This window comes from Halomonas sp. YLB-10 (assembly GCF_003856855.1).
Classification (GTDB): Bacteria; Pseudomonadota; Gammaproteobacteria; order Pseudomonadales; family Halomonadaceae; genus Halomonas; species Halomonas litopenaei.
Genome location: NZ_RRCU01000001.1, coordinates 47692 through 64410, shown reverse-complemented (window position 1 = coordinate 64410; position 16719 = coordinate 47692). Strand labels below are relative to the sequence as shown.

Here is a 16719-nt window from a genome sequence, read left to right as displayed (position 1 = left end):
GGCCAGCGAGCGACCCCCGTCGACGATGCTCGTCGACCTCGATGGTGTTCCCCTCACGCACGTCTTTACAGGATAAGCCCCGCCGAGGCGGGGCTTATCTCTTTACAACGGTGTACAGCGGTGGCTTTCGTACTCGCAGGGCTGCTGCGGGTCGCTGCGGGGGTCAGTAGAACAGCAGCGGGTCGAGGATGCCCTGGGGATAGGTCAGGGTCAGAAACTCTGCCATGGCCAGCAGGAATGCCAGTACCCCCAGCGCCATCAGCACCGCGACCCAGGGCTTGAGCTTGGCGATGGCCAGCAGGAACACCAGGGTGAACAGAGTGGCCGTGGTGATGAAGCCCAGCGTCAGCATGGCGGCGACGAGGGCAAAGAAGCCGACCAGCCAGATGGCTTCTCGGGCGAAGGTCTGACGCTCCCAGCGGGGGCGACGTACCACGCTGCGGACGATCTCGGCCAGGCAGGCGAGGGCCATGATGGCAATCGCGAGCCGTGGCATGATGCCGCCGATCAGTGACAACTCCGAGACGTTGACCCAGGCGCTGGCCGCCAGCGCCAGCAGGGCTCCCAGCAGCACGATATCGATGATCCCCAGACGATGGGATTCAGCGTCGGGCTTTGGCTCGGTGGCCGCGGCGCCCACCGACATCGGCTGACGCCGCTTCTTGATCTGCTTGCCGATCACCGGAATGAACATGGCGGCAAGAATCATGGCGCCGATGATCAGCACGCCGGGGCGCAGGAAGGCGTCGGTGCCCTGGAACTGGACCGCCTGGTAGAAGTAGGCCTCGGCGCCCGGTGCCAGCACAAAACCGATCAGGAAGGCCGGACGTGACCAGTTGGCCTGCTTGAACAGCACGCCCAGCACGCCGATGGCACCCAGTGCGAGCAGATCGCCGGTGGCGCGGGTGGCCTGGAAGGCGGCGAACATGATCAGCACCGTGATCAGTGGCGCCAGGGTGGCAAAGGGCACCCGGGTCAGGTTGGCCACGGGCCGGGCCAGGATCAGGCAGAGCGCGGCGCCGAGGATATTGGCGAGGGCCAGCGACCAGATGATGGTGTAGGTCAGGTCCAGATGGGTCTCGATCATGCCGACCCCCGGCTGCAGGCCGAGCAGCAGCAGGCCGCCCAGGAACACCGCCGCAGTGCCTGAACCGGGCACCCCGAACAGCAAGGTCGGCACCATCGCGCCACAGGCGCAGGCGTTGTTGGCCGACTCCGGGGCGATGACGCCGCGAATATCCCCCTTGCCGAACTCGGAGCTGTCCTTGGCCGATTGCACCGCATGGCCGTAGGTCAGCCAGTCCACCACCGAGCCAGCGAGCCCCGGAATGGTGCCGACCAGGCTGCCGATGGCGGCGCAGCGTGCGACCAGCCCGCGCTGCTGGCCGACGTCCTGGATACCGCGACGCCAGCCTTCGCCCAGGCGGCAGGGCTTCTCGGCGATGGCGCCTCGCTTGACCAGCAGATCGATGATCTCCGGCAGGGCGAAGATGCCGAGGCCGACGACCACCAGCGGCAGGCCATCGAACAGGTAGTCGATGTCGAGGTTCAGACGAAATTCTCCGGTGGCCGGTGCCATGCCGATACCCCCCACCAGCAGACCCAGGCCACAGGCGGCCAGACCCTTGAACAGGTCGGCTCCCGACAGCACCGCCACCATGGAAAGCCCGAGCAGGGTCAGCATGAACAGTTCCGATGACGAGAACGACAGCACCAGCGGTCTTGCGATCAGGATAAAGCCGGTCAGTACCACGGCACCGATCAGGCCGCCGATCATCGATGACAGAAAGGCGCTGGACAGGGCCCGTGCGGCCTGGCCTTTCTTGGCCAGGGAGAAACCGTCGATGACGGTGGCCTGTGACGCGCTGGAGCCGGGAATGCCCAGCAGCACGGAGGCGAAGGTGTCGCCGGTGGGGATGACCGCCACCAGGCCCATCAGCATGCCGAGTGCGACCGTGGGCTCCATGCCGTAGAGAAAGGGCAGCAGCAGCGACATGCCGGCGATGCCGCCGAGGCCTGGAATGATGCCGACGACCAGGCCGACCAGCACCCCCAGCGTCATGAACAGCAGATGGGACAGGGTAAACAGCTGTCCCAGGCTGGAAAGAAGGATATCAAGCATGGCGTGTGGCTCTCGAGTTGTTGGTGACGCCCGAGGGCGTCTTGTTGAAGTCGTTGAGCCAGGAAGCGCCGGCCGTCGCGGCCGGCGCTTCCCGAACGGTGTCAGATCCTGGCGTTGTGCTTCTCCTCGAGCCACTTGGCCAGCCACTCACGGGTCGCCTCATCGATCGACATGGCGTCTTCCAGGTGGCGCTGGATGACGTCACCGATGACCGGGGTATAGGGACCGAGCTGGGCCTCTGCGTCCTGCTTGAACTCATCGGTGGCGACGAACTCGCGGGCTGCGTCACGGTAGGCGTCGACCAGCTCCTGAGGGGTGTCCCTGGGCACCATGATCAGCTTCTGCAGGGCGAAGCCAGAGGCGAAGAACTTACGAAACGCCTCATAGGCAGGCCCGGAGGGTGCCTCGCCGTGACGCGCCTGGTAGACCTCGTTGAAGGTCGGCAGGTCGGGGAAGGCCGGGTCGCGAACAATCTTGCCGTCGTCGTCGAGCAGGCCCAGCGAGAACAACGGCACTGCCTTGCCGGACTCGACCAGCGGGGTGACGTTGCTCAGGTAGGCCGAGCTGGTCTGGAAATCGATGTCCGCTTCGCCGCGTTCGAAGGCCAGTCGTCCCTCGCCGCGGCTGCGCATGCCGAACACCGCCTGGACGTCCGCTCCGAGCAGGTCGAGGGCGATCAGCACGGGCAGCTCGAGACCGGTGGGGTTCTGGGCGGCCAGCTTGACCGGCTGGCTGAGCAGGGCATCGATCGCCGCGTCGGCGGTGTCGCCAAGGCTCGGCTGGCCATAGACCACCCCGCCGGTGGGGGTCGCCAGGATCGGCGTCCATTCGCTGTAGTCATAGCGTACGCGGCGATCATCCAGCATCGCCGGGTACTGGGTGGAGGCCGAGGTGCCGAGCCAGTTTGAACCGTCGGCCTTGGCGCGCATGGCGAAGAGGTTGGCGCCATTGATCGAGCCGCCTCCCGGGACGTTGTCGATCATGATGGTCGGCTCGCCGGGGATATAGTCGCTGAGCCAGGGCGAAAAGAAGCGTGCCCACACATCGGTGCCGCCGCCGACGCCGAACGGCACGGTCCACTTGATATTGGCGGGTACCTCGACATCTGCGGCCTGGGCATTGCCGGCGAGGCTGGCGCCTGCGATGGCGATGCCGAGTGCCGCGGCCCTGGTAACGCGGGACAAGGCGAGGCGTGATGCGGTGAACGAGGAAGGTTTACGGGTCATCATGGCGTGTCTCCTGACGGTCGTTGTGACGATTATTATGTCGGTTGGGGAGGTGGTGATTGTTATGGCGGTTGTGGTTGTCGGGCGCGGCGGCGCTCGGCGCAGCCGGCAGCGTCCTTGTCGGTGCAGATCAGTCCGGGCCGGGGCGGCTGGAAGGCGTGCCGGGCAGAGTAGGGTCGGGCAGGGCATAGAACAGGGTGCCGCTCATGATCTTTCTGGCGGTGCGGATCAATGAGGCCCGGGCGATATCGCCGGGGTCGCCGTCGCGGTGCTCCACCTGGAGGTCGATGAACCCTGACGGGTGCTCCAGGCTGACGGCCGCCTTGAGGTCACCGGCCTTGAGCTGCCCTGCATCGATGGCGATGCGATTGGCGACGGTGCCAGGGACGCTGACGGCGCTCGCCACAGCGATGGCACCGGTGACAGCGATCGCCTTGTGACAGCGATGGGGGACAAAGTAGCGGGTGCACAGGGTGCGCTCGGCATCCTCGGCGGGCGAGGCCAGTACGGGCTTCGGTAGCACGCTGTCGCTGACGTCACCAAGCCCCATCAGCTCTCCTGCATGACGACGGATCCTCTCCAGACGCTTGAGCAGGTCGCTGTCGGCGTCCAGCTCGAGCGGCGTCTCGCGGCCACTCAGTCCAAGCTCTCGCGCGTCGATCATGATGATCGGGGTGGCCGCATCCAGGCAGGATACGGTGACACCGTCGATGGTGTCGGCGGCCTGGCCGGTCGGGAGTAGTCCCGACGTCTTGGTTCCGACGATGTCGAGAAAGCTCAGTTGAATGGCGGCGGAACTGCCGGGGACACCGCTGATGCGAGTGTCGCCGTCGTAGCGGACCTGGCCGGCGTCGGTGGGTACGTGGCACTCGATCAGTCGCTGGGTGTTGAGGTTGCGTACCCGCACCAGGGTGTAGTCCGGTTGCGGCTCCACCAGGCCGGACTCGATGGCGTAGGGGCCGACGGCAGACAGCATGTTGCCGCAGTTGGGGTTGAAGTCGACACGGCGGTTGAGTACGTCCACCTGGGCGAACAGGTAGTCCACGTCGGCGTCCGGGTGGCTGGAGCGCTCGACGATGGCCACCTTGCTGGTCAGCGGGTCGCCGCCGCCGATCCCGTCGATCTGCAGGGCGTGGCCGGAGCCCATCAGGCTGATCAGGATTTCCGCCCTGGCGGGCTCGTCGTCGGGGAGGTCGCTCATGCGCAGGAAGGGCCCGCGGGAGGTGCCGCCGCGCATGATCATGCAGGGGATGCTGTTCATCATCGTGATGCCACGCCGTTGTTGGAGGTCGTGGTATCAGCTTGTCAGGCGTCTATTGATGCTTCAAATGCAAAGTTTGGCGTCTATCAATGCGAAATGAGGATTAATGCGCTATGGTTATTAGTCCAAAAGCCTTCATGCAAGAGTGACCCGATGCAGCACCGTCTTGAATTTCTCGATCTGCAGGCCTTCATCCAGGTCGCGGAGCTGGGCTCCTTCCATGAGGCGGCTCAGCGCCTGCACCTGTCGCAGCCTGCGCTGTCACGGCGAATCCAGAAGCTCGAAGAGTTGCTGGAGGTGGGCCTGCTCGAGCGCACCACCCGGCGTACCCGGCTGACGCCGATAGGCGCCGACTTTCTGCCTCGGGCGCGACGGATGATCGAAGAGTACGAGTCCTCGATCCTCGGTATCCGCGAGCTGGCCACCCACCAGACCGGCACCGTGACCATCGCCTGCCTGCCGACCGCTGCCTTCTACTTTCTGCCAAGCGTGATCAGGGGGTTCAGCGAGGCCTGGCCGGGCATCCGTATTCGTATTCTGGATGTCAGCGCCAACGAGGGTCTCGAGAAGGTCATCAGCGGCGAGGCCGACTTCGGCATCAACATGTTCAGCGCCCAGCGGCCCGAGGTGTCTTTCACCCAGTTGATGAGAGACCCCTTCGTCTTGGCGCTGCGCTCCGATCACCCGCTGGCGGCCAGGGAGCAGATCGAGTGGTCAGACCTCGAGCAGGTGCGGCTGATCACCGTCAGTCGCGACAGCGGCAATCGCACCCTGCTGGACAATGCGCTGTCCGCCGAGGGCATCCACCTCAACAGCTTCTACGAAGTACAGCATCTGTCGACCTCGCTGGGGCTGGTGGAGTCGGGCCTGGGAGTGGCGATTCTGCCGCGCATGACCATGCCGGGCCCGGATCACGAGATCCTGTGTTCGCGGGAGCTGCCGGAGCCACGCATCCAGCGCACCATCGGCCTGGTACGCAGCAACGTGCACAGTATCTCGGGCACCGCCCAGCTGTTTATCGATCTGCTGCTGGAACAGTGGAAGCATTCGTAGGCGCAGCGAACCGCATAGCCATCTATCGCCGATTCAGTATGGATTCAGGTTCTTGCGCTACAAACAGAGGGACACACCCAAAACGGAAGGATGACGTCATGCGCAGCACACTGATGGTGGTCGCTCTTGGCCTATTGTCGACCCAGGCATTGGCAGGTCCCGGCCACGCTCAATCGGACGCCATGGACCCCGATCAGGCGGATCGCACCATCGCCGTCGAGGCCGGCGATATCTGGTTCGACCCGGAAAGCTTGAGCGTTGCCCCCGGGGAGGTGGTGGCCTTCGAGGTCACCAACAGCGGTCAGCTCGAGCATGAGTTCGTGATCGGCTCCGCCGAGGCTCAGAACGAACACCGCAAGATGATGCGTGAGATGGCCTCGGGAGGAGGGCATGGCATGCAAGGTGACGGCCACGACATGAGTCAGATGCAAGGCGCCATGGACATGCCGGCGGTGACTCTGGCGCCGGGAGAGACCAGGACGCTTGTCTGGCAGGCGCCGGAGCAGGGGGCATCGCTGACCTTCGCCTGCAATGTACCCGGACATTTTGAAGCGGGCATGCATGGCACCCTGAGTGTGGGAGAATAGGCGGCAAGCCTGGGACGGGGCCACCCCGTCCGGCTCGAGTGAGGCGTGGCATGCCTGGGCCCGCTGGCAGGGAGATGATGGTGATGAAGCTGTTGCTGGTCGAGGACGATGACCTGCTCTGCGAGAGTCTGAAGGATACGCTGGATGATCATGGCTATCGCGTCGACGTTGCCGAGCGACTGAGCGTGGCAAAGGCGCTGTTGCACAGCGAAGAGTATGCACTGATGATCCTGGATATCGGCCTGCCCGATGGTTCGGGGCTCGACTGGCTCGAATTCCAGCGTGAACACGGCCTAGGCCTCCCGGTGCTGATCCTGACGGCTCGCGATGCCTGGCAGGACAAGGTGGACGGCCTTCGTCGGGGGGCTGATGACTACCTCACCAAGCCCTTTCACGAACAGGAACTGCTGGCGCGGATACAGGCGTTGCTGCGGCGGCGTACCGAATTGACGGCGCGGCTGATCGTCAATGGCATCCGCCTTGACGAGGAGCAGCGCCAGGTCAGTTGCGCGGGAGGCCCATGGCAGACGCTTACCGCCACCGAGTTCTGCCTGCTGCGCTACCTGATGCACCACCCTGACCGGGTGCACTCCAAGACGAAGCTGCTCGATCAGCTCTACGCCCTGGAGCAGGATGCCCCGGCGCCCAACCTGGTGGAGGTCTATATCGCGCGCCTGAGGCGTCTGCTGGGCAAGCATGTCATCCAGACCCGCCGAGGCCAGGGGTACGTGCTTGTTTCGCATTAGACGCAATAGTCTCCGTCTGCGCCTGCTGGTCAGCCTCGGGGCGGTGTCCCTGCTGGTCATGGGATTGACCTGGTTCATGCATGGCCTGCTGCTGCGCGAGACCGCGCGGGACTTTCTGGGTGACCGACTGCGTCAGGAGGCGGAGTATCGCCTGGCGCAACTGCGTCAAGCCGCAGACCCGGTACCGGCCCCCACCTTGCCCTCGAGCCTGTCGGCCGAGGTCTTTCATCACCTGTACGTGCTCAAGCGCGGCGAGCTCGTCACCACCTCCCATCCGAGCTGGTTGTCGGCGCTGACGCCCCACCTGGATGGGCCTGACAGGTCGCTGCTGGATGTACACCTGGAGGGACGTCACCTGCTGGTGTTGAGGCGAACCTTTACGGTGGACGGCAGGCCTGGGGTGCTGCTCATCGGAGAATCCTTCGACAGCGTCGAGGAAGGCCTTGCGGCCCTGCACTGGTGGATTGGCGCCATCGCAGGTCTGGTGCTGCTGGCTCTTTCGCTGCTTAACGGGTTGGCGGTCAATGCCGCCCTGCGGCCACTGGATCTGTTGCAGCGCCAGCTGGCCGAGCTGCGAAGTGGTCAGCGACAGCGTCTCAGAATGAAGGTGCCGCAGGAGTTCCGCCCTCTGGTCTCGCAGCTCAACCGTCTGATGGACAGCCAGGAGCGCCGATTGGTGCGTTCGCGTAACGCCGTTGCAGACCTGTCCCATGCGCTCAAGACCCCTCTGACAGCGGTGATGCAGGCGCTGCGCAGCAAGCGTGAGCTTGATAAATCCCGCCGTGAGCGTCTGCTGGAGCGGTTGACGCTGATGCAGGAGTTGATGGAATCCCATCTGCGTCAGGCGCGTCTGGCGGGCCCCGGTGGCGGCCAGCACACCCGGGTCAAGCGGGAATTTGACCAGCTTTTCGACATGTTTCGAAGCCTCTACCCCGACAAGCGCTTCGTCATGGCGCTCGGGGACGCCGAGGATGCCTGCATCGAGATGGAGCGACAGGACTTCCTGGAAATGATCGGCATCGTGCTCGACAACGCGGGCAAGTGGGCCAACCAGTCGGTGTGGCTCGCGCTGACGTTGGGGCGATGTCTAGAGCTGAAGATCCAGGATGATGGCCCCGGAGTGGCGGCGGAGTTGCTGCCGTTGTTGGGCCGGCGAGGGCAGAGGCTGGATGAAGGGCGGCCAGGCAACGGCATTGGCCTGTCGATTCTGCTTGAACTGGTCGAGCAGTACCGGGGAGAGGTCGGCTTTCGGGCGGCGCCCAGCGGTGGACTCGAGGTGACCATCCGCTTGCCGTTGGCGCTGGCGTCAACCTCCGAGAGAGAGGCCGTGCGTTAAGGATTCAGCTGGCTTTCAGCTTGGCGATGGAAGATGGCAGAAGTTCATCGCACAGGAAGACAGCACCCATGTCGACGACACTTCTGCCGCCACATCGGCTATCACGACGAGGATTCATCAAGGGAAGCGCGGCCCTGGGAATCGGCACCGCCGCCCTCGGTCTGGCGCCTGCCTGGGCCAACCCCTGGGGGCAGACCTCGAGTTACCCCAAGGGAGTGGAAAGCGGTCCGGATATCTCGCTGGCCATTCGTCGCCAGAGCGTGCCCATCGCTGGCCAGTCTGCACGGCCGATTACCCTCAACGGCACCAGCCCTGGCCCCCTGATCCGGCTCAAGGAAGGGCAGGACGTGACGCTGCGGGTGACCAATCTGCTGGACGAGCCCACCTCGATTCACTGGCACGGCATTCTCCTGCCGCCTGAGATGGATGGCGTCCCCGGCGTGAGCTTTGCCGGCATCATGCCGGGCGAAACCTTTACCTACCGCTTTCCCCTCCGTCAAAGCGGCACCTACTGGTACCACAGCCACTCAGGACTGCAGGAGCAGATTGGCCATGTGGGCCCCCTGGTCATCGACGCCGAACAGCGCGAACCCTTTCGCTATGACCGCGAGCACGTGCTGCTGCTGACCGACTGGAGTTTCGAGGACCCCTCGACCATCTTCCACAACCTGAAGACCGGGGAGGGGTACTACAACTTCCAGGAGCGCACCCTGGGAGACTTCATCGCCGATGTGGACCGTCAGGGGCTCGCCTCCACCTGGGAAGCGCGTGCCATGTGGGGCCGGATGCGCATGAGCTCCCGTGATATCGCCGATGTTACCGGCGCCACCTACACCTATCTGCTCAACGGTCATTCACCCGATGACAATTGGACTGCCCTGTTTCGCCCCGGCGAGACGCAGCGGCTACGTGTCATCAATGGCTCCGCCATGAGCTACTTCGACGTGCGGATTCCGGGGCTCGAAATGACGGTGGTGGCGGCCGACGGCCAGCCGGTTCGGCCCGTGCCCGTCGAGGAGTTCCGCATCGGGGTGGCGGAAACCTATGACGTTCTGGTGACGCCGAAAGACGATGTGGCCTACACCATCTTTGCCGAGTCCATGGACCGAAGCGGCTTTGCCAGGGGGACCCTGGCGCCGCGTATGGGGATGGTGGCGCCGCTGCCGGAACGCCGACGTATTGCCGATCGAGGAATGGAGGCCATGGGAGCCCACGAGGGCATGGATCACGGCTCGATGGCCGGTATGGATCACTCGAGCATGGCGGGCATGGATCACGGCTCGATGGCCGGTATGGATCACTCGAGCATGACGGGCATGGATCATGGCTCGATGGCCGGTATGGATCACTCGAACATGGGCGGCATGGATCATGGCTCGATGACCGGTATGGACCACTCGAGCATGGCGGGAATGGATCACGCTCAGATGGACAGTACGGAGAGCGCCACTGGTACAGCCATGCTACCGGTGGGCGTGGCGCAGCCTGGCTCCCGCCTCGATCAGCCTGGAATCGGCCTGGATGCCCGCGAGCGTCGTGTGCTGGTGTATCAGGACTTGAAGGCCATCGCGCCATGGCCTGACCGTCGTCCTCCTGGTCGCGAACTCGAGCTTCATCTGACCGGTAACATGGAACGCTACATGTGGTCCTTCGACGGCAAGAAATTCAGTGAGGTCTCGGGGCCGATCCACTTCGACAAGGGCGAGCGTCTGCGCCTCATCCTGGTCAATCGCACCATGATGGAGCACCCGATCCACCTGCACGGCATGTGGATGGAGCTGGAGAATGGTGCCGGCGAGCTGATTCCGCGCAAGCACACCCTGAACGTCAAGCCTGGCGAGCGCCTTTCTGCACTGATCACGGCGGATGCCGAGGGCAGCTGGGCGTTCCACTGCCACCTTCTTTATCACATGGACGCCGGCATGTTCCGCGTCGTCAAGGTTGCCTGAGGAGAGATGACGCATGGAAATTCGTGTGGGCCGTATTTGCCTGGCAGCGCTATCGGGCCTTGGGTTGTCGTCGCTGGCGCTGGCTGAGGATGGCTACGACGCGCCAGATCACTGGCCGTCGCCGATGCAGGAACATCTGCGTGGCTCGGTGCTGGTCGACCGTCTGGAATACGTCTGGCCGTCTGAAGACAGCGAGGCAGTAACCTGGGATTTTCAGGCCTGGTACGGAGGCGACGTTCATCGCGTCTACCTGAAGGGGGAAGGGGATAACACCCAAGGGGATGGCGAAGATGCGGAATTTGAATCACTGGATCTGCTGTATAGCCGACTGATCGCCGACTTCTGGGAGCTACAGGGAGGGCTTGGCTACCAGGGCGGGCTTGGCAGCGATGACCATCCCGAGCGCTATTTCGGCGTGATCAGTCTGCAGGGGCTGGCGCCCTACCGGTTGGAAACCGAGCTGGATCTTCGTGTCAGTGACGATGGTGACACCTCCTTGAGTCTGGAGCAGGAATATGATCTGCGACTGACCCAGCGGCTTTATCTGCAGCCTCGCCTGGAAATGGAAGTGGCGTTCGATGATGCCGAGGAGTTCGGTGTAGGGGAGGGATTCAATTCCTTGCGCACCGGCCTGCGCCTTCGCTATGAGCTACATCGCAAGTTCGCGCCCTATATCGGCGCCTATTGGCAGAAACTTTATGGTGATACTGCCGATATGGCGCGTGATGAAGGCGATCAAGTGGAGGACACCGCAGTGGTTGCCGGGCTGCGCGTCTGGTTTTGATGCCTCTGCGCCTACGGTTGCCATTCAGGCCGCTGGCGGGATCTGCTTCACTACGCCGTTTTTCAATGTTTCAGCGTAGATTAAGCCAGATGACACATCATGAAGGTGCCAACATTCAAAGGAGGTAATCGTTATGAAATTGTGGCAACACATGATGGGTGTAGCTGTCCTCGTGGGCGTTTCTCTACCGGTATGGGCTGCGCAGGGCCATTCGCAGGAAGCCGAAATCTTGCGGCAAGGTGTGTCTGCCACCCAACAGCTTCGTGGTGCACCCGTGCGTTACCGGTTGCCGATCGAAGAGGAAGGAATGATCGTCGTCAGCAGTGAACATCTTGCCAGCGACTCGAGTCAGTCGATGAGTATCGAGGGAAGGCTGTATTCCCCCGCGGGGCAGCTGGTGGCCAGCGACGCGGACAACAACGGCCACTTCCTGCTGGAGGAGCCTGTCACTCCCGGAAACTATGAGCTTGAAGTGCGAGGCAGTGTGCTTGGCAGCGCCAATGAAAACAGTGGTCGCTACAGTCTGCATGTCGGCTTCGAATAAACGTTGCATCGTGCCAGAGAAAACCCGCCAGGCAATACCTGGCGGGTTTTTGCTACGCGTCTGGAACGGCCAGATCAGGCGCGCTCTACATCAGAAGTGCCTTGGCCGGCATCCACAGGCCCATCAGCAGCATGATCAGGTTCTCGCTCAGGGAAACGAAGCCCAGGGGAACGTTGCTGTTGCCGCCGACGCAGGCGCACTTGAGTTCGCGCTTGTCGATGTAGACCGCCTTGAACACCGAAATGGCCCCCACGGTACCGATGAACAGGGCCACAGGCGCGGCGATCCAGATCAGGCTGCCTGCCAGCATCAGTATGCCGGCCAGTGTTTCGGCGTAGGGGTAGATGTAGCCGTAGCGTACATCGCGTTGGGCCAGCAGGTCGTAGTTCAGGAACATGGTGCTGAAGCTTTCCACGTCCTGCAGTTTCTGCAGGCCCAGCAGAACCATGGCCGAGGCGACGGCGAACTCGATGGTGCGCACTGAGACCAGCGACTGGCCGGACACCCAGCCCACCGCCAGGCCGATCAGCAGGGCCGTGGCGAAGATGGCGATGACAGGACGGTAGCTGACTTCCTTGTCGCCGGGCACGCTCATGCCGAGGTAGCGGCGCAGCTGCTCGTAGCCGCCGATGCGCTCGTCGCCGATGTACACCTGGGGTGTGGTGTCCACGTCGGCTTCCTGCTTGAAGCGGTCGATGGCTTCACGTGACGTCAGGGTGTGGTCGTCGACCTGGTAGCCCTTGCGCTTGAGCAGCGACAGGGTCTTGAGGCCGAAGGGGCAGAGGTGCTCCGCGGTCTTCATGCGATAGAGGCGGGCAGTGCTGGATGAGGCCCGCTGCGCCGGGCTTGCTGTGTTCGTGCTCATTTCCTCTCCCTGTGGTGGTTGAGAAAAGCCCAGACAGGCCAGGGTGGTGGCCCCTGAGGCTTCCGTCACTACTGTGCAAGTTCGAGCATCTTCACCACAGACTAAAACCCTTGTGCAGCACAAGGGTCAAGGCGATACGGTCATCGGCTGGTTAGTCCTGGACAACCTGTGCAGGGGGATCCAGGTGGCGGGATATATCGGCTCGGGACCGGGCGATAGCGCGATCGACGAGGGTGGGGGCGATGGCGTTGATCAGGGCGAACAGGCGCTCCTTGCCGCCGAGAGCGGCGCGACGTTGGCCACTTTTCAGCTGCGTGATGATGGCATCGGCCACGCGCTCGGGGCTGTCCACGGTGTTGCCAAGGGCCTCGTTCATGGCTTCGGCGTCGGGGCCGTTCATGGCGGTCCGGGTGGCGCGGGGGGCCAGGTACTGCACCCGGACCGAGGTGTCTTCCAGTTCCCGCGACAGCGCTTCGGCGAAGCCCTTGAGGCCGGCCTTGCTGGCGCAGTAGGCGACATAGCCCGGGTGGCCGATATGCCCCAGCAGCGAGCCAACGAACAGCAGGTTGGCGCTGGGTTGTCCGAGAAACAAGGGCAGCAGGGCCTGGGTCAGCAGCAGGGTCGAGGTCAGATTGGTATCGAGCACCCGGGTGACGTCGTCTGGCGAGGCTTCGCGAAACCAGCCCAGGTGATTGATGCCGGCCAGGTGGACCAGCGTCGAAGGTCGTTGCTCGGGAACTGTCTGACTTAGCTGGTCGAGTAGCCGCTGGCGGCCCATCGCGGTGGTCAGATCGACGCCAGCGACGAGGGTGTGTCTCGAGGCAGCCTTGCCAAGCTCGCCCGCCAGGGCGCTGAGCTTGCCCTCATCACGCCCTGCCAGCCACAGGCTGGCGCCTTCGGCGTCAAGCCGCTTTACCAGCGCCGAGCCGATGCCGCCAGTGGCGCCGGTCACCAGAATCCTGCGCTCGCTCAGTGATGGCATGAGTTTGCCTCCAGCGCTTCGTCCGTCCAGTGCTCGGCGTCTCGCAGGGCGGCGTCATGGACCGCGCCATAGAGGCGATAGAAGGCGCGGGCCGAATGGATGATCTGGGCCTGCTCCTCGGTGTCGGTGATGGTGTCCATAAGTTCGGCGAAGAAGGCCATATGGGAGATGTCCAGTTCGCCGTGGGAAAACAGGTAGTGGAAGGCGTCATCGGTCAGGCCCAGACTATCGCGGATGGCCCTGCCGGCGGCGCTGGCCGCCGAGGTGCTGGTACCCTCGAGCACCAGTACCATGCCGAACATGGCCAGCGGATGGCGCCGTCTGATGCTGTCGTAGGCGTAGGACACCATCCATTCCGTCTCGAACAGTGGTGGGCGTGAACGTGCGTGGTGCCGATCGACGCCGGTGGACTCGAGGTCATCGAGTATCCAGTGTTCGTGGCCCTTTTCCTCGTCGATGTACTCGGCGATGGCCATGCGCAGGTTGTCGCGCAGCACGAAGTTCGGAGCGGACAACTCGGCGCCGCAGGCCATCATCAGTGAGACGGTGTGGCGTACATGGTGATAGGCCTGGGCGAGAAAGGCGCGATATTCGGGCAGCGTGATCTTGCCACCCTGGGCGCGCCCGATCAGTTCTCCTCCCATCAAGGCTCGGCGTTCGTCTTTGGTGGCAGCGAGCAGGTGGCGGTAGAAACCGTCGGGCTTGCCGTTATCGACAGGTGGCGAGGTGACGATCGGGGTATCGGTCAGCGTGTTCATGGGGGCGGGGGTTCCTGTGGGTATGAAGGGAGGCCGTCGGCGGCGGAGGAAAGCGCTGCTGATACCTGCTCATGGCCGGGGAAGGTTCTGGCGACAAGCCGCTCGATGTCGCAGCGACGGCGGAGCTGAATGCTGGCCCGGCGCAGGCGTCCGTTGGCGGTCAGTTCGTTGCTGGCGATCGACAGCGGCTCGGCGACGCCTGGCAGTTGCCGCATCAACGACTGCCAGCCGCGGACCCTGGCGTAGTCGGGCAGGCGCTGATTGAGCGCGGTGATGTGGGCTTCCAGGCGGGGGGGCTGGATAGCGGCTGAAGGACTAAGGAGCGCCAGCACCCCCGGCAAGCCTTCGCCGAAGACGAAGGCACGATCGATACCGTCGATGAGCTCGAGCTCCGCCTCGAGCCACTCGGGACAGAGATTGCGTCCGTTCGACAGGATGATGACGTTGCGCTGACGCCCGTCCAGGCGCCAATGACCGTCCGCCAGGCGGTGACCGAGATCTCCGCTGGGCCAGGGCATCTCGGTTGATGGAACCTGATGATCGGACGCCAGATAGCCGAGCATGCGACGACCGTGGACCAGCAGTTGCCCCTGCTCATCGGTGCTTAGGCGCAATCCCTTGAGGGGGCACCCGACACGGCCATCCTGGGGCTCGTCCGGGCGGCTCAGACAGACCACCGAGCCCATCTCGGACATGCCGTAGCCTTGGGCGACAGGGAGTCCCAACTGGGTTGCCTGTTCGAGCAGGCGGCGGGGCACCTGGCCCCCGCCCACGGCGACTAGCGACAACACCTGTTGCCAACCGTTTGCCGCAGAATGATGTGAGGCCAGGTGAGTTAGCGCCTTGAGCAGCGCCGGTACCAGAATCAGGCTGTCGGGTCGGCGCTTGGCCAGCCAGCGTTGCCACTGGTCGGGGTCTAGCGTACCGCTGCCATGGAGCCCGGCAAGATCGGGCGTATCGATAACGATCGCGGCTCCCCGCCAGAGCGCGAAGAGTGCGCCGGCCAGATGTTCGAGCAGCACCGCCATGGGCAGCACCACGCCGTGACGATGGAGGGGAACACCTGCAAGGCGCTGTTCCAGCCCTTCGATGACCGACTCGAGATGAGGCCCGGACAGGCAGACCCCCTTGGGGGTGCCGGTGGTACCGGAGGTAAAGGTGATCAGTCGCGTTCCGTCCGGCAGTGGTGCGGGTGTCGAGGGGCGCCGGAACAAGGCGATGGACAGGCCGGCCGGAGCGTCGAGTGGCTGGCGCTTGAAGTCGTTTGCGCAGTCGGAGGGCAGCCAGGCGTCCAGCGGGCTGTCCTGCGCGATCAGAAGCCCGTCCAGCCCGGTGGTATCGAGCAGGTGGTTGAGCTGTTGTTCGCTGAAAAATGCAGGTATCGGGGTGATCGGCAGGCCAGCCCGCCAGGCAGCGAGCTGGGCGACCAGCCAGCCAGGAGAGTTGTGACCCAGCAGGCCCAGGTGGGAAACGCCCGACTGCTCGAGTTGGTGCGCGACAGCGTCGGTGGCGGCCTCCAGTTGCCGGGCGGTAAGTCGGATGTCGGCGCCATCCGGGGATTGCCCGATCAGGCTCTCCGCATCCGGCGACAGCCTCGCCCTTTGGCGCAGGCGCTGGTGTAGCCTATCCATGGGGCATGTCCCCGGCCGCGGAGCAGGCGTGGACATGGGGTAGCCCCGGTACGGGATCTGCCGCCTCCGGGGCAAGCTGTGCTGCGCCGGCGAGAAGCAAAGCGCCGAGCGGGGTGGCGCGCATGCTGTTGGCCACCTCGAGGGGGCGAATCACCACGACCCTGGGGTCCCGCTCGTAATACCGTCCCCAGTCCACAGGGTTGTCCAGGCAGTGGCGATGGGCGCGACCGATCGTGTGCATCTCGATGCCGAGCCGGGCGAGGCCGTTGCGCACGTCCCTGGACGCGGTCACCACCAGCCAGTCGATACCCAGTCGCTCGAGCACCACCACCAGCGACAGCATCAGCCGTCGGCCGGCGCCTGGCGATGCGCTGGCCAGGGCGCCGACCTCCATGACCTGGTGGCGCGGCGGCGCAAGGTCGCAGAGGCCACGAGTGGCGAGCACCATCTCGACAGGTGCCTCGAGGTAGTGTTCCACCATGAGAGGGCCTTCATCGGCACGCCTGAGCCCCGTGGTGGCGACCAGCGCGCCATGGGGGGCTCGCAGTGTCAGCAAGCGCTGGTAGGGGTTGCTGATGGAGGCATTGTGATGGAGACGATAGACGTCGGAGATGAAGGCGTTTGCCTCACCCAGCCGCTCCGGGGACGCCCAGCACAGGCCGGAGGGCATGTTCGGCTCGGGAGCATCCGTGTGGGCTGTCGTCTTCGAGGCCGATGCTGCGATTGCCGGGGCCATGTCATCGCGTCCTTGAAAGAGGAGTTGATGGCAAGGCTAGGCTGCCTAGCTTAGCGAAAACTTAACGTTCGCAGATGACTAACCTGTAGCGCGCACAGGTGGCCTGAGTGGACGCAAGAGATGGTGCTAGGCTGATCCT

General features: G+C 64.1%; 15 protein-coding genes. 7 read left to right on the top strand and 8 right to left on the bottom strand.

Translation table 11 applies throughout. The features are described from left to right. Positions 1–163: 163 nt before the first annotated feature. From EBB56_RS00150 to EBB56_RS00140, 3 genes are all read right to left on the bottom strand, one after another. Positions 164–2122 carry a tripartite tricarboxylate transporter permease gene (locus EBB56_RS00150; RefSeq protein WP_045994123.1) on the bottom strand — a complete coding sequence of 653 codons (1959 nt, stop codon included), beginning with the start codon at positions 2120–2122 and terminating at the stop codon, positions 164–166. Positions 2123–2223: 101 nt separating this feature from the next. After that, positions 2224–3351 (bottom strand): tripartite tricarboxylate transporter substrate binding protein, encoded by a 1128-nt coding sequence (locus tag EBB56_RS00145; protein WP_045994124.1) that lies wholly within the window; start codon positions 3349–3351, stop codon positions 2224–2226. Positions 3352–3478: 127 nt separating this feature from the next. Further along, positions 3479–4612, bottom strand: a complete 1134-nt coding sequence (locus EBB56_RS00140) for a 4-oxalomesaconate tautomerase (protein WP_045994125.1) — start codon at positions 4610–4612, stop codon at positions 3479–3481. A 150-nt stretch (positions 4613–4762) separates the two neighbouring features. Here EBB56_RS00140 and EBB56_RS00135 point away from each other — a divergent pair, with 150 nt between their 5' ends. From EBB56_RS00135 to EBB56_RS00105, 7 genes are all read left to right on the top strand, one after another. Then, a complete protein-coding gene (locus EBB56_RS00135; protein ID WP_045994126.1) occupies positions 4763–5662 on the top strand; it encodes a LysR family transcriptional regulator in 900 nt (299 codons plus the stop codon). A 98-nt stretch (positions 5663–5760) separates the two neighbouring features. Then, positions 5761–6249, top strand: a complete 489-nt coding sequence (locus EBB56_RS00130; RefSeq protein WP_045994127.1) for a plastocyanin/azurin family copper-binding protein — start codon at positions 5761–5763, stop codon at positions 6247–6249. 50 nt (positions 6250–6299) lie between these two features. Next, positions 6300–6995, top strand: coding sequence for a response regulator transcription factor (locus tag EBB56_RS00125; protein ID WP_240184300.1), 696 nt, complete (start codon positions 6300–6302; stop codon positions 6993–6995). Further along, positions 6982–8331 carry an ATP-binding protein gene (locus EBB56_RS00120; protein WP_240184301.1) on the top strand — a complete coding sequence of 450 codons (1350 nt, stop codon included), beginning with the start codon at positions 6982–6984 and terminating at the stop codon, positions 8329–8331. Before EBB56_RS00125 ends, EBB56_RS00120 begins: the two co-directional genes overlap by 14 nt. 68 nt (positions 8332–8399) lie before the next feature. Then, entirely contained in the window at positions 8400–10280 is a 1881-nt protein-coding gene (locus EBB56_RS00115; protein ID WP_108449901.1) for a copper resistance system multicopper oxidase, read from the top strand. Between the two features lie 13 nt (positions 10281–10293). Continuing rightward, entirely contained in the window at positions 10294–11064 is a 771-nt protein-coding gene (locus EBB56_RS00110; protein ID WP_108449902.1) for a copper resistance protein B, read from the top strand. A 133-nt stretch (positions 11065–11197) separates the two neighbouring features. Continuing rightward, positions 11198–11608 (top strand): hypothetical protein, encoded by a 411-nt coding sequence (locus EBB56_RS00105; protein WP_124802262.1) that lies wholly within the window; start codon positions 11198–11200, stop codon positions 11606–11608. An 85-nt stretch (positions 11609–11693) separates the two neighbouring features. Here the strand turns inward: EBB56_RS00105 and EBB56_RS00100 are convergent, their stop codons facing one another. From EBB56_RS00100 to EBB56_RS00080, 5 genes are all read right to left on the bottom strand, one after another. Next, a complete protein-coding gene (locus EBB56_RS00100) occupies positions 11694–12473 on the bottom strand; it encodes a glutaredoxin (RefSeq protein WP_221621121.1) in 780 nt (259 codons plus the stop codon). 151 nt (positions 12474–12624) lie between these two features. Next, positions 12625–13455 carry an SDR family oxidoreductase gene (locus tag EBB56_RS00095; RefSeq protein ID WP_124802260.1) on the bottom strand — a complete coding sequence of 277 codons (831 nt, stop codon included), beginning with the start codon at positions 13453–13455 and terminating at the stop codon, positions 12625–12627. Then, entirely contained in the window at positions 13443–14213 is a 771-nt protein-coding gene (locus EBB56_RS00090; RefSeq protein ID WP_124802258.1) for a TenA family transcriptional regulator, read from the bottom strand. Before EBB56_RS00090 ends, EBB56_RS00095 begins: the two co-directional genes overlap by 13 nt. Then, on the bottom strand, positions 14210–15844 hold the full coding sequence (locus EBB56_RS00085; protein WP_185696351.1) for an AMP-binding protein: 1635 nt from the start codon (positions 15842–15844) through the stop codon (positions 14210–14212). The genes EBB56_RS00090 and EBB56_RS00085 overlap by 4 nt, the downstream gene beginning before the upstream one ends. Then, entirely contained in the window at positions 15837–16580 is a 744-nt protein-coding gene (locus EBB56_RS00080; protein WP_124802254.1) for a thermostable hemolysin, read from the bottom strand. The genes EBB56_RS00085 and EBB56_RS00080 overlap by 8 nt, the downstream gene beginning before the upstream one ends. Between the last annotated feature and the right edge of the window lie 139 nt (positions 16581–16719).

Bases quoted from the DNA above. Each gene is read 5' to 3' on its own strand.
- EBB56_RS00115 (WP_108449901.1), top strand. From the start codon at position 8,400: ATGTCGACGACACTTCTGCCGCCACATCGGCTATCACGACGAGGATTC.
- EBB56_RS00080 (WP_124802254.1), bottom strand. From the start codon at position 16,580: ATGGCCCCGGCAATCGCAGCATCGGCCTCGAAGACGACAGCCCACACG.
- EBB56_RS00105 (WP_124802262.1), top strand. From the start codon at position 11,198: ATGAAATTGTGGCAACACATGATGGGTGTAGCTGTCCTCGTGGGCGTT.
- EBB56_RS00150 (WP_045994123.1), bottom strand. From the start codon at position 2,122: ATGCTTGATATCCTTCTTTCCAGCCTGGGACAGCTGTTTACCCTGTCC.
- EBB56_RS00090 (WP_124802258.1), bottom strand. From the start codon at position 14,213: ATGAACACGCTGACCGATACCCCGATCGTCACCTCGCCACCTGTCGAT.
- EBB56_RS00110 (WP_108449902.1), top strand. From the start codon at position 10,294: ATGGAAATTCGTGTGGGCCGTATTTGCCTGGCAGCGCTATCGGGCCTT.
- EBB56_RS00140 (WP_045994125.1), bottom strand. From the start codon at position 4,612: ATGATGAACAGCATCCCCTGCATGATCATGCGCGGCGGCACCTCCCGC.
- EBB56_RS00085 (WP_185696351.1), bottom strand. From the start codon at position 15,844: ATGGATAGGCTACACCAGCGCCTGCGCCAAAGGGCGAGGCTGTCGCCG.
- EBB56_RS00135 (WP_045994126.1), top strand. From the start codon at position 4,763: ATGCAGCACCGTCTTGAATTTCTCGATCTGCAGGCCTTCATCCAGGTC.
- EBB56_RS00130 (WP_045994127.1), top strand. From the start codon at position 5,761: ATGCGCAGCACACTGATGGTGGTCGCTCTTGGCCTATTGTCGACCCAG.
- EBB56_RS00145 (WP_045994124.1), bottom strand. From the start codon at position 3,351: ATGATGACCCGTAAACCTTCCTCGTTCACCGCATCACGCCTCGCCTTG.
- EBB56_RS00095 (WP_124802260.1), bottom strand. From the start codon at position 13,455: ATGCCATCACTGAGCGAGCGCAGGATTCTGGTGACCGGCGCCACTGGC.
- EBB56_RS00100 (WP_221621121.1), bottom strand. From the start codon at position 12,473: ATGAGCACGAACACAGCAAGCCCGGCGCAGCGGGCCTCATCCAGCACT.
- EBB56_RS00125 (WP_240184300.1), top strand. From the start codon at position 6,300: ATGCCTGGGCCCGCTGGCAGGGAGATGATGGTGATGAAGCTGTTGCTG.